The following is an 11,722-nucleotide window of genomic DNA, read 5'->3' as shown; positions in this document are numbered from 1 at the left end:
GTGATCTTCAAGCGCATCGGAAGCACTCGGCCGTACCCGGACCACGGCCGGGTGAGTACGCGTGAGTGGGCGGACGTCGCCCCCCGACCCGTGCGGCTGGACCAGTTGGTGACCACCAAGGGCCAGCTCGACCTGGAGACGCTGCTCGCCGAGGACTCCACCTTCTATGGCGACCTCTTCGCACATGTCGTCAAATGGCAGGGTGATCTCTATCTGGAAGACGGCCTGCACCGAGCGGTTCGCGCCGCCCTGCAGCAGCGTCAAGTGCTCCACGCCCGGGTCCTGGAGATGGACTGACAATCCGCTTACGCTGCGCTCATGAGCATGCTGACGCCCTCTGGGATGGGCGGTAAGTACCGAGTCACCGGGGACACGTACCCGCGGATGCGGCGACCCAGAAAACGCGGCCGCATCGTGGCCGCGCTCGTCGCCTCGGTCGTCGTGCTGGGCCTTTTCGGCTGGGGCGCGCTGCAGCTCTTCCACGTCTTCAACGGCGACGACGGGGACACCAAGGCCAACGCGGCACCGCAGAGCCGGCCGTGCACGCTGACGGCCACGCCGACGCCCGCGCTGAAGCCGATGGCGCTGCCGCAGCCGGCCGGGGTGACGATGAACGTCTACAACGCCACCGTGCGCGGCGGCCTGGCCAAGTCCACGGCGGACGAGCTGGCCAGACGCGGCTTCAAGGTGAAGACGTTCGGCAACGCTCCCGCGCCCTACGACAAGAAGGTCACCCAGTCGGCGCTGATCGTGGCGGGTCCCGCCGCGGAGGCCGCCGCCAGGGAGGCCGGCACCCAAGTGGCGGGGTCGACGGTGAAAATCGACACGACGCGCAAGGACAAGACGGTCGATCTGATGATCGGGACTGCGTTCAGCTCTTTGGCCTCGCCGGCCGACGCAGCCAAGGCTCGGATTGTCGCCGCCAATCCTCCCCCCGCCAAGCCCGCCTGCACCCCGACGCCCACTGCCCCGTCCCGCCACTGACCCGGGGGGTGCCCCCGGGCGCCCTCTTCCGCAGAGGGCGAGCGTTTCCGGCGCCGGGGGCGCCTCTGCGGCGGGCGGTGCTTTTCAGGGGCGCGGGGAACTGCGCGACCAGCCCACCACCGGGCGCGGGTCGTCACCGACCCAGAGGGGCACTTCGGTCCGGAGACGGACCACCGGCCGGTGGGGGCTGGTCGCGCAGTTCCCCGCGCCCCTGGCGTGGTGGCGGTCCGGCGCCACACGACGGCCCGTGCGGGCCGGGCGCGCCCACGCGGCGCCAGCCGCAGATCAGATGCAGGCCCGCGCCCCTGGCGTGGTGGCGGTCCGGCGCCACACGACGGCCCGTGGGAGCCGGGCGCGCCCACGCGGCGCCAGCCGCAGACCAGATGCAGGCCCGCGCCCCTGAAAACGCTCGCCGCCAGGCGAGAAGGCACCGCAGCGCAGGTGGCTGCCCCCTTGCGAAGGGGTGCCGTAGAGGGTGGAGGCGTAGCCGACGGGCGTCAGCTCACCGTGCCGTAGAGGCGGTCGCCCGCGTCGCCGAGGCCGGGGACGATGAAGCCGCGTTCGTTGAGGCGCTCGTCGACCGCTGCGGTGACGACGGTGACCGGCTTGCCGGCCAGTTCGCGTTCCATCAGCTCGACGCCCTCCGGGGCGGCGAGCAGGCACAGGGCGGTGACGTCGTCGGCGCCCAGGTCGATCAGCAGGTTGATCGCCGCGACCAGAGTGCCGCCGGTGGCGAGCATCGGGTCGACGACGTAGACCTGCCGGCCGGACAGGTCGTCCGGCATCCGGGTGGCGTAGGTGCGCGCCTCCAGGGTCTGCTCGTCGCGGACCATGCCGAGGAAGCCGACCTCGGCGGTGGGCAGCAGCCGGACCATGCCGTCGAGCATGCCGAGGCCGGCCCGCAGGATCGGCACGACCAGGGGCCGCGGGTGGGAGAGCCGCACCCCGGTGGTCGGGGCGACGGGTGTGCGGATGTCGACCTGCTCGGTCCTGACGTCGCGGGTCGCCTCGTAGGCGAGCAGGGTGACCAGCTCGTCGGCGAGCCGCCGGAAGGTCGGGGAGTCGGTGCGCTGGTCGCGCAGGGTGGTGAGCTTGTGCGCGACCAGCGGGTGGTCGACAACGTGGAGACGCATACCGATGACTGTAACCGGCGCCCCGGGGGGCGCTGCCAGCCCCGCTTCACCCCCGGCTCGTACGCCGCCGGTGGGGTAAACCGCCCGTAAGAGGGAAACTGGGTCTGTACACCCGGCGCGCCACCCGGGTGAACCGAGTGCAGGGACGGTGGGCGCCCATGGCGGAGCACGACGACGAACGCGACATGGAGCGCCGCCGCAAGCGCGCCTCGTTCCTGCGGGAGCTGAACGAGGCCAAGGAGCTGCGCGACCGCGTCCAGCCCCGCAAGGCCAGGGCCGCACGGATGCGGCAGCAGATGCGGATGCGGACGTTCCGTTGGTGAATGTCCGTGATCTCCGTTGTGCGCTTGGTGAGCGCAGCGTGACCGCTTGACGGCCTCCGGGTGACCTCGGGACCCCCACAATGGCCGTACAAGATCGCCGAATCTCGCAGAAGTGACGAAGACCTGGCACGTCGCAGTGCCGAAGACCCTTCGCAACGCCCCGGTTTCTGCCACGATGCCGATGGGCGGGGCCGACGGAAAGTCGAAAGCGGCCCCACCCGGTCCGGACGGCCTGAGACCAGTGGGAGAGTCACGGTGTACTTCGCCGCACTGCTCGCGCGCACCGAGGACGGTTGGCACGCGAGCGAACCCGATCTCGACAATGTGGAAACCCTCGCCGATCTGAGCGATCTGGCCCGCGCGGCCGGCGACGAGGAGGAAACGGTTCTGGTCTTCATCGAGCAGGAGGACGCCTGGTTCGGCGTCATCCGGGTCGACGGTGAAGAGGACCCCAGGATCTACGTGTCCGACGCGGCAGCCGCCGCCCGCAGCTCGTACGGAGAGATCCTGCTCACGGACGAGGTGCTGGGCCGCGACCCGGAGGACCTCGACGAACTGGTCGACCTCGACGGCACCGAGGACGGCGAAACCGACGACGACGAGGACGCCGTGGCGGGCCCCTCGGAAGACCATGTGCCGACCGGCCCGCTCGGGGAGACCGACCTGCTGGCCGACCTGGGGATGAGCACCAAGGAGCTGCTGGCGCTCAGCGGCGACGGCGCGCTCACCGGTGAGGCGCTGGGCGAGATCGCCGAGGCGCTGGGCTGTGCCGACGTGCTGGAGGCGGTCCGCTGACAGCACACCCACCGGCATCGCAGCCTCCGCCAGGGGACGCGGCGCACCCGGCAGACCCGGTGCGCGACCCGTGGGCGGCCGCCATGCGGCTGGCCCTGGCGGAGGCGGAGAAGGCCACGCTCACCGGCGACGTCCCGGTGGGCGCGGTCGTGCTGGCCGCGGACGGTACGACGGTGCTCGCGCGCGCCTGCAACGAGCGGGAGGCCACCGGCGACCCGACCGCGCACGCCGAGGTCCTCGCCGTCCGCAGGGCGGCCGAAGCGACCGGTGAGTGGCGGCTCACCGGCTGCACCCTGGTGGTCACCCTGGAGCCGTGCGTGATGTGCGCGGGCGCGATCGTCCAGTCCCGGCTGGACCGGGTGGTCTACGCGGCCACCGACCCCAAGGCCGGCGCGGCAGGTTCGCTGTGGGACCTGGTGCGCGACCGCCGCCTCAACCACCGCCCCGAGGTCGTCGCCGGCGTCCTGCCCGCCCCCGCCGCGGCCCTTCTCAGCCACTTCTTCCGCCCGCCTGCCCCATAACGGTTTCTGAGCATCCCCCCGCGTGGGCTAGGATCTGTCTCGGTAGCGTGTCCGAGCGGCCTAAGGAGCACGCCTCGAAAGCGTGTGAGGGGGCAACTCCTCCGTGGGTTCAAATCCCACCGCTACCGCTCTGATCGTCATGGCGAAGAGCACCTCCTCAACCGAGCAGGTGCTCTTCGTCGTTGCGGCCGCGGGGTGCCTTGGGGGAGGGACGGGTCGCGATGACGGCGACGACGAGGACGGCCGTGCCGGGGGACCTCCCCGCGGTGCTTGCTCTGGCGGCCGAGCTGCGGATCCCGGGGTGTCCGAGCGGCGCCGGGCTCGAACAGGCGGTGCGGGACGGGCTGGTCAGGGTCGCCGAGGTGCTGGGCGAGACGGTCGGCCTTGCGGTGCTGGAGCGCCCGCTGCCCGGCCATGTGCGGCTGGCCTGCATCGGGGTCGTCACCGGCCGGCGCAGGCGCGGGGTGGGCTCGGCACTGCTCGGCCATGTGCTGGCGGAGGCCCGGGGGACCGAGACGGCCGGCGGCACCGTCTCCTGCGTCGCGGACCCCGGCGGTACTGCGCTGGCGGGCCTGCTGCTCGCCCACGGCTTCCTCGGCACCAGGACCCTGCGCACGGGCCCCGGCGGGCGCGCGCTGCGGCTGTACTACCAGCACAAGGTGCGGGTGGAGTACGTCGACCCCGACGCCCGCCACCTCGTCCCGGTCGCCGACGCCGAGCAGCTGGCCGACTCGCTCGCGCCGGACGACCACGCGGTGACCGCGCTCGCGGTGCTGTCCGGCGAACCGGCCTTCGAGATATCGCGGTTCGAGCGCGACGACCCCTCGGCCCTGCAGTCCGGCGAGGCCCAGGCGGGCATCGCCTTCTCGGGCTCCGTGCTGGCCTCGCTGACCTTCCTGGTCGGCTTCTCCTTCGCCTCCTCGCACTACCCGGACGACGTGCGGCTGCTGCTGATCGTGGCGACCTTCGTCACCACCATGTCGCTGATCGTCTACGCCAGCGCCGCGGGCGAGCTGGCCCGGATACGCTCCAACGCCTTCGGCCGGATCATGAAGTGGGGCAACGTGCTGTCCGAGTACGGCGGTGTGCTGCCCTTCCTGGCCTCGTTGCCGATCACCTATGCGCAGCTGAGCGCCTCCGCCTGGCTGACGGTGCTGACCGGGCTGGCCTTCAGCGCCGGGCTCGCGCTCTACGAGCGGTCGGAGTTCTCGATCGCGCACCGCTTCCGCTGGACGCCGTGGTCCACGGCGCTTGCCGCGGTCACCAGCCTCGCCCCCGCCGCGAGCGTGATCACGGTGGCCGCGGGGCTGCCGAGCTGGCCGTCGACCGCCGTCCTGATGACCGCGCTGGCGGCCCGCGCGGCCGTCTACCTCTTCCGCCGCGGGGCCGAGTCCGGGGTCGCCGTGCACCGGCGGGTGTGGCAGATCAGGCAGTGACTCGGGGGTGGCTCAGGCGGTGGCCGGCCAGCGGTCGCGCAGCAGCGCCGCGGCCTCCCTGGCACAGCCCCAGGACACGGTCACGCCCGCGCCGCCGTGCCCGTAGTTGTGCAGCAGCAGCCCCGACGCGGTGGGCTCGGCCGCGAGCCGCACCCGGGGGCGTACGGGGCGCAGGCCGACCCGGACGTCGAGGACGGCGGCGTCCCGTACCTGTGGGAGCACCGCGGCGCAGCGCCGGATGATCGCGGCGGTGGCGGCGGGGTCGGGCCGCAGGTCCCAGTCGCCCGGGTCCGCGGTGCCGCCGAGCACCAGGGCGGCGCCGTGCGGGTAGGCGTAGACGAGGTCCTGGGCGCCCGGTGTGTCGTCGCAGAAGAAGTCGGTGACGCCCGGGTTCTCCACCACCGCGATCTGGCCGCGGACCGCGTCGGTGGCCGGGTCCGGCACCAGGGTCCGCGCGCCGCTGCCCGCGCAGTTGACCACCGCGGGCGCCTCGGCCAGCACCTCGGCGAGGGAGCCGTAGCGGTGGGCACGCAGCCGGCCGCCGGCCGCGGTGAGCCGCCGCACCAGGTAGCCGAGGTAGCGGGGCATGTCGACGAGCGGCGCGGTGTAGTGCCAGCCGACAGCGTAGCCGGGGTGCAGCTGTGCGGGTGTGCAGGCCCGGGCACCGACGGTGGCGGCCCAGTCGGGTGCCGGGCAGGGCACCCGGGACTGGTGGGTGCCGCCGGCCATCCGCACCCCGGTGTCCTGCGGGTCGGCGGCGAGGGCGGCGAAGTCCGCAAGTGCGACGGCGCTCCACCGCCTGACGGCCTGCTGCGGCTCGACGAGGTAGGGGTCCCACGCGGCCCCCGCGGCGGCCGAGGTGGTGGCTGCGGGCGGCCGGTCGCTGTCCACCCGGACGGCGAAGCCGGACTCGGCCAGGCAGACCGCGGTGGTCAGCCCGCTGACGCCCGCGCCGACAACCACGACGTCGGGGCGGCCCTGGTTCGTCGGCTTCGCCATGGCACCGACGATGGCACAGGCCCGGCGCCGGCGACGCGTCGGGCGTTCATAGGATCAGTGGGACGGGTGAGCGCCTGATTGCGCCAACTGATGGATAGACTTTGTTGATTGCACACTTGTGACCGTTGGTGCGTAACTGCGGCTGGGGAGGGCAAGGAGCATGGCGCAGGCGAGGAAGGTCGCCACGTACGTGCTGGTGATCTTCGTGCTCTACACGATCATCAACCAGCCCGCCCGGGCCGCCGACCTGGTACAGGTAGGCTTCGTCGGCATATCGAACGCGGCCAAGAGCATCGGGCAGTTCATGCACGACCTGGTCAACTAGCACGACGGCGAGCGAGGGGTTCGATGATCCGGCATCTGGTGCTGTTCAAGCTCAACGAGGGCGTCTCGCGGGACGAGCCGCGGGTGGCCGACGGGGCGCGGGCCTTCGCCGAGCTGGGCGCCCTGGTGCCCGAGGTCGAGTCCTGGGAGTGCGGCTGGAACATCAGCGACCGCCCGGTCGCGTACGACTTCGCGATCAACTCCTCGGTCGCGGACGGCGACGCCCTGGTGCGGTATCTCGAACACCCGGCGCACCAGGCCGCGGTCGCGCCCTGGGCCGGATTCGCCACCTGGGTGATCGCCGACTACGAGATCTGAGCCGCGCCGGCCGCCCTTCGCGGTAGCGCGGCGAGCCCCCTGCCGGGTCCGGCGGGGGGCTTCTTCGCGCCCGGGTGCACTGCGGTTGTACAACACGGCAATATGCGGTGCTTGCGCACACCACACATGAATTGTGATGCTATGACCGCTTTTGCCGGATGAGTCGACAGTGTGGGGTGTGATGTGCCGGTGCCGGCCCGTACGGCGTCAACGACGTATCCCCGCGGCAGGACGCGTACCCCCAGCACCAACGCGGCGGACGCACGGGCACTCACACAGGTGCTGTTCGAACAGATTCGCACATTGGAACCCGGCACACCCGAGCACACCCGGGTCCGCGCCGCGCTCATCGAGGTCAACCTGCCGCTGGTGCGGTACGCCGCCGCCCGCTTCCGCAGCCGCAACGAGCCGATGGAGGACGTCGTCCAGGTCGGCACCATCGGCCTGATCAACGCGATCGACCGCTTCGACCCGGACCGCGGGGTGCAGTTCCCGACCTTCGCGATGCCGACCGTGGTGGGGGAGATCAAACGTTACTTCCGCGACAACGTGCGGACCGTGCACGTACCCCGCCGGCTGCACGAGCTGTGGGTGCAGGTCAGCGGTGCGATCGAGGACCTGACGGTGCTGCACGGCAGGTCCCCCACCACCGCCGAGATCGCCGAGCGGCTCAAGCTGTCGGAGGAGGAGGTGCTGGCCTGCCTGGAGGCGGGCCGCGCCTACCACGCGACCTCGCTGGAGGCGGCACAGGAGGGCGACGGGGCACCGGGCCTGCTGGACCGGCTCGGCTACGAGGACCCGGCGCTGTCCGGCGTCGAGCACCGCGACCTGGTCCGGCATCTGCTGGTGCAGCTCCCCGAGCGCGAGCGCCGCATCCTGCTGCTGCGCTACTTCGGCAACCTGACGCAGTCCCAGATCAGCGCTGAGCTGGGGGTATCGCAGATGCACGTCTCCCGGCTGCTGTCCCGCAGCTTCGCCCGGCTGCGTTCCGCAAACCAGCTCGAAGCGTAACCGAAAGGGATTAAGCCACCTGCGCAGATATGTCGACTTGGCGCTACAGCGTGTTGCCGACATGTGACATTCTGCGGATACCGCGTTTGTCGCGAGCGCACCTCCGGTATTCCAGTGGAGGAACAACGTCGCTCGCGACACCCGTCCGCGACCTCAAGGGGGTGGCATGTCCGTACAGGTGGGCAGTCCCAAGGTGCTCCGTCCCAATGACGACGCACCGCACGATGCTCTTCACGGCGAGGCCATCGACACCCGCACGCTGTCCCGCTCGCTCTTCCTGCGACTTGCGGAAGTCCCGGCGGACAGCCCGGAACGCACCTACGTACGCGACACGCTGATCGAGCTGAACCTCCCGCTCGTGCGGTACGCGGCGGCCCGCTTCCGCAGCCGCAACGAGCCGATGGAGGACATCGTCCAGGTCGGCACCATCGGCCTGATCAAAGCCATCGACCGCTTCGACTGCGAGCGCGGGGTGGAGTTCCCGACGTTCGCGATGCCGACCATCGTCGGCGAGGTGAAGCGGTTCTTCCGCGACACCTCCTGGTCGGTCCGGGTGCCGCGGCGGCTGCAGGAACTGCGGCTGGCCCTCACCAAGGCCAGCGACGAGCTGTCCCAGCGGCTCGACCGCTCGCCGACCGTGGCGGAACTCGCCCTGTGCCTCGGTGTGTCCGAGGAGGACGTGGTCGACGGCCTGGCGGTGGGCAACGCCTACACGGCCAGCTCGCTCGACTCCCCGCCGCCCGAGGACGACGGCGGCGAAGGCACGCTCGCCGACCGGCTCGGCTACGAGGACGCCGCACTCGAAGGCGTCGAGTACCGCGAGTCGCTCAAGCCGCTGCTGGCCCAACTGCCGCCGCGCGAGCGCCAGATCATCATGCTGCGCTTCTTCGCGAACATGACGCAGTCGCAGATCGGCGAGGAGGTCGGCATCTCCCAGATGCACGTCTCCCGGCTGCTGACCCGCACACTGTCGCAGCTGCGTGAGGGTCTGACCGCAGAGGGATGAGGACGGGACGGAGTGGTCGGGCGCCTTACTTCATGGCGAGTGCGACCACTCCGACAACGATCACGAGCCCGACGATCAGCCCGACGATCATTCCGGTCCGCGGCCGCGCCTGAGCGCGCTGGACCTCCGGGGTCTGCGGCTGCTCGTCGACGAAGGCCCGGAACATCTGGGTGCTGCCGGCCGGGTCGTAGTTGTTCTCAGGGTTGTTCGACATGCCGCCTGACCCTAGCGTGTCGGCGGAATCCCCCGCACCCCCCGTGGCGTACACCACAGGCGGCCCACAGAGCTTGCCGTATACAACCATCTGATCGTATGGTTGCTTCAGGCAATCAAATGGAGGCCTGATGGCGACCGCGTCGACAACCGCACACACCAGCACCCCGCCCAGCACACCGGACGGGGCGGCCATGTCCCACCGGCAGATCATGGAAGCCCTCTCCGGGCTGCTGCTCGGGCTGTTCGTGGCGATCCTGTCCTCGACCATCGTCTCCAACGCGCTGCCCCGCATCCTCGCCGACATCGGCGGCGGCCAGAGCGCGTACACCTGGGTCGTCACCGCCTCGCTGCTCGCCGTCACCGCCACCACCCCGATCTGGGGCAAGCTCTCCGACCTGTTCAGCAAGAAGCTGCTGATCCAGCTGGCACTGGTGATCTACGTGCTCGGCTCCGTCGTGGCCGGCTTCTCCACCGGCCCCGGCATGCTCATCGGCTGCCGCCTGGTCCAGGGCGTCGGCGCCGGCGGCCTGTCCGCGCTCACCCAGGTGATCATGGCCGCGATGATCTCGCCCCGCGAACGCGGCCGCTACAGCGGCTACCTCGGCGCCACCTTCGCCGTCGCCACCGTCGGCGGCCCCCTCGTCGGCGGCGTCATCGTCGACTCCGCGCTCGGCTGGCGCTGGTGCTTCTACGTGGGCGTGCCCTTCGCCGTCATCGCGCTCGTCGTGCTGCAGAAGACGCTGCACCTGCCGGTCGTCCGGCGGAAGGTCACGATTGACTGGGCCGGTGCCTTCTTCATCACCGCCGCGGTCTCGCTGCTGATGATCTGGGTGTCGCTGGCCGGCCAGAACTACGCGTGGATGTCCTGGCAGTCCTTCGTCATGGTGCCCGCCGCCGTCCTGCTCGGCTGCGTCTTCCTCTACGTCGAGTCCCGCGCCGAGCAGCCGATCGTGCCGCTGCGGCTCTTCCGCAACAAGACCATCACCCTGACCTCGCTGGCCAGCCTCTTCGTCGGCGTCGCCATGTTCGCCGGCACGGTCTTCCTCAGCCAGTACTTCCAGCTGGCCCGCGGCCGCACCCCCACCATGTCCGGCATCATGACGATCCCGCTGATCGGCGGCCTGTTCGTCGCCTCCACCGCCACCGGCCAGATCATCACCCGCACCGGGCGCTGGAAGGCCTTCCTGGTCGCCGGCGGCCTGCTGCTCACCGCCGGCTCCGCGACCCTCGGCCTCATCCGCTACGACACCCCCTACTGGGAGGTCGCCGTCTACATGGCGCTGCTCGGCCTCGGCGTCGGCATGATGATGCAGAACCTGGTCCTCGCCGTGCAGAACCAGGTCTCCACCGCGGACCTCGGCGCCGCCAGCTCGCTGGTCACCTTCTTCCGCTCGCTCGGCGGCGCCGTCGGCGTCAGCGCGCTCGGCGCCGTCCTCGGCAACCGCGTCACCCACTTCGTCACCGACGGCCTGGCCGCACTCCACGTCAAGGCCGCCGCGGGCGACAGCGGCGGCATCCCCGACGTCGCGACCCTGCCCGCACCGGTCCGCGGCGTCGTCGAGAGCGCCTACGGCCACGGCATCGGCGACGTCTTCCTCTACGCGGCACCGTTCGCGCTGCTGTCCTTCCTGCTCGTCGTCTTCGTCAAGGAGGTGGCCCTGCGCACCCGCAGCGGTTTGCAGCAGGCCGCACCGGGTACGGCGACGGCAAAGGAGTGACGGCGACCGGGCTTTGAGGTTCCCGTCCACCCGGCCTGTGCCCACAGCGGAGAGGTCCAGGCACGGAGGTTCGGGTAGGGCCTGGACGCCAGGCCCTGGATACCGGCGGCGGCCACGGCAGGGGACGGCCGAGGCCGACGCCGGCATCCGCGCACCGCTCCGCGGCGGGGCGCGCGACGTAGGGTGCGGGTATGGCCCCCAACATCGCCACGAACACCGCGGTCTCGCGGGAAGAGCTGCTCGAATTCGTACGCCCCAGGCACCGGGCGATCCTCCTCACCACCCGTGCGGACGGGCGCCCCCAGGGCTCGCCGCTCACCTGCGGCGTCGACGACGCCGGGCGCATCGTCGTGTCGACCTACCCCGAGCGGGCCAAGACCCGCAACGCGCGGCGCGACCCGCGGGTCAGCGTCATCGTCCTGTCGGACGAGTGGAACGGGCCGTGGGTCCAGGTCGACGGCACCGCCGAAGTGCTCGACGTGCCGGAGGCCGTCGAGCCGCTCGTCGAGTACTTCCGCAACATCAGCGGCGAGCACCCCGACTGGGCGGAGTATCGCGAAGCGATGCTCCGCCAGGGCAAGTCCCTGATCCGCATCACCCCCACGCACTGGGGCCCCCTGGCAACCGGCGGCTTCCCCGCCAGGCTGGCGTAGCCTCCCCCGGGTTCCCCCCACCCTGCCGGGCACGCTCTCTGCCGGACCTTCCCCCGGTGGTGGGCTGGTCGCGCAGTTCCCCGCGCCCCTGAAAAACGCTCACCCTCGCAGGCAGACGGCGCCCCCGATGGCGCCTGCTTCTGCGAGAAGGGGGCAACCATCAGGGGCGCGGGGAACTGCGCGACCAGCCCGAGCGGGCCGGAAGAAAGCAACGCCACAGCAAGTGGCAACCACCCAGGGGCGCGGGGAACGGCGCGACCAGCCACCATGGCGGGAAAGGCGACC

14 protein-coding genes, 1 tRNA gene and 1 pseudogene are annotated in these 11,722 nt (G+C 71.3%); 13 read left to right on the top strand and 3 right to left on the bottom strand.

Annotation, left to right across the window (positions count from 1 at the left end):
- Positions 1-297: a type II toxin-antitoxin system VapB family antitoxin gene (locus JT723_RS07490; protein ID WP_033173270.1), complete on the top strand. Its 297-nt coding sequence runs from the start codon at positions 1-3 to the stop codon at positions 295-297.
- 21 nt (positions 298-318) lie between these two features.
- Positions 319-984: a LytR C-terminal domain-containing protein gene (locus tag JT723_RS07485; RefSeq protein ID WP_205043697.1), complete on the top strand. Its 666-nt coding sequence runs from the start codon at positions 319-321 to the stop codon at positions 982-984.
- A gap of 497 nt (positions 985-1,481) precedes the next feature.
- Here JT723_RS07485 and upp read toward each other — a convergent pair whose 3' ends face one another.
- Positions 1,482-2,117 (bottom strand): uracil phosphoribosyltransferase, encoded by a 636-nt coding sequence (gene upp / locus JT723_RS07480; protein WP_205043696.1) that lies wholly within the window; start codon positions 2,115-2,117, stop codon positions 1,482-1,484.
- A 158-nt stretch (positions 2,118-2,275) separates the two neighbouring features.
- Here upp and JT723_RS07475 point away from each other — a divergent pair, with 158 nt between their 5' ends.
- The 5 genes from JT723_RS07475 (at position 2,276) to JT723_RS07455 (ending at position 5,192) form a co-directional block, all read left to right on the top strand.
- Positions 2,276-2,440 carry a hypothetical protein gene (locus tag JT723_RS07475; RefSeq protein ID WP_205043695.1) on the top strand — a complete coding sequence of 55 codons (165 nt, stop codon included), beginning with the start codon at positions 2,276-2,278 and terminating at the stop codon, positions 2,438-2,440.
- Positions 2,441-2,695: 255 nt separating this feature from the next.
- On the top strand, positions 2,696-3,235 hold the full coding sequence (locus JT723_RS07470) for a tRNA adenosine deaminase-associated protein (RefSeq protein ID WP_205043694.1): 540 nt from the start codon (positions 2,696-2,698) through the stop codon (positions 3,233-3,235).
- 83 nt (positions 3,236-3,318) lie between these two features.
- Positions 3,319-3,756, top strand: a complete 438-nt coding sequence (locus JT723_RS07465) for a nucleoside deaminase (RefSeq protein ID WP_205044004.1) — start codon at positions 3,319-3,321, stop codon at positions 3,754-3,756.
- A gap of 41 nt (positions 3,757-3,797) precedes the next feature.
- A tRNA-Ser gene (locus JT723_RS07460) sits at positions 3,798-3,884 on the top strand.
- Between the two features lie 93 nt (positions 3,885-3,977).
- Positions 3,978-5,192 (top strand): GNAT family N-acetyltransferase, encoded by a 1,215-nt coding sequence (locus JT723_RS07455; RefSeq protein WP_205043693.1) that lies wholly within the window; start codon positions 3,978-3,980, stop codon positions 5,190-5,192.
- Positions 5,193-5,204: 12 nt separating this feature from the next.
- Here the strand turns inward: JT723_RS07455 and JT723_RS07450 are convergent, their stop codons facing one another.
- Positions 5,205-6,191: an NAD(P)/FAD-dependent oxidoreductase gene (locus tag JT723_RS07450; protein ID WP_205043692.1), complete on the bottom strand. Its 987-nt coding sequence runs from the start codon at positions 6,189-6,191 to the stop codon at positions 5,205-5,207.
- Positions 6,192-6,351: 160 nt separating this feature from the next.
- On the opposite strand from JT723_RS07450, the gene JT723_RS07445 reads away from it, so the two are divergent.
- The 4 genes from JT723_RS07445 (at position 6,352) to JT723_RS07430 (ending at position 8,850) form a co-directional block, all read left to right on the top strand.
- Positions 6,352-6,516: a hypothetical protein gene (locus JT723_RS07445; RefSeq protein ID WP_198535697.1), complete on the top strand. Its 165-nt coding sequence runs from the start codon at positions 6,352-6,354 to the stop codon at positions 6,514-6,516.
- 23 nt (positions 6,517-6,539) lie between these two features.
- On the top strand, positions 6,540-6,833 hold the full coding sequence (locus JT723_RS07440; protein WP_205043691.1) for a Dabb family protein: 294 nt from the start codon (positions 6,540-6,542) through the stop codon (positions 6,831-6,833).
- 189 nt (positions 6,834-7,022) lie between these two features.
- Entirely contained in the window at positions 7,023-7,844 is an 822-nt protein-coding gene (locus tag JT723_RS07435; RefSeq protein WP_205043690.1) for an RNA polymerase sigma factor SigF, read from the top strand.
- 166 nt (positions 7,845-8,010) lie between these two features.
- Positions 8,011-8,850 (top strand): RNA polymerase sigma factor SigF, encoded by an 840-nt coding sequence (locus JT723_RS07430; protein ID WP_033173262.1) that lies wholly within the window; start codon positions 8,011-8,013, stop codon positions 8,848-8,850.
- A gap of 25 nt (positions 8,851-8,875) precedes the next feature.
- Here JT723_RS07430 and JT723_RS07425 read toward each other — a convergent pair whose 3' ends face one another.
- Positions 8,876-9,064 carry a hypothetical protein gene (locus JT723_RS07425; RefSeq protein WP_205043689.1) on the bottom strand — a complete coding sequence of 63 codons (189 nt, stop codon included), beginning with the start codon at positions 9,062-9,064 and terminating at the stop codon, positions 8,876-8,878.
- Between the two features lie 193 nt (positions 9,065-9,257).
- On the opposite strand from JT723_RS07425, the pseudogene JT723_RS07420 reads away from it, so the two are divergent.
- Positions 9,258-10,775: pseudogene (locus JT723_RS07420) on the top strand (MDR family MFS transporter); the annotation flags it as partial.
- A gap of 200 nt (positions 10,776-10,975) precedes the next feature.
- Complete coding sequence (locus JT723_RS07415; protein WP_205043688.1) at positions 10,976-11,437, top strand: PPOX class F420-dependent oxidoreductase; 462 nt, start codon at positions 10,976-10,978, stop codon at positions 11,435-11,437.
- The last annotated feature ends 285 nt before the right edge of the window (positions 11,438-11,722 follow it).

This window comes from Actinacidiphila bryophytorum, from assembly GCF_016916835.1.
Lineage (GTDB): Bacteria > Actinomycetota > Actinomycetes > Streptomycetales > Streptomycetaceae > Actinacidiphila > Actinacidiphila bryophytorum.
The sequence above is the reverse complement of the archived record's forward strand: the minus strand, read 5'-3'. Positions and strand labels throughout refer to the sequence as shown.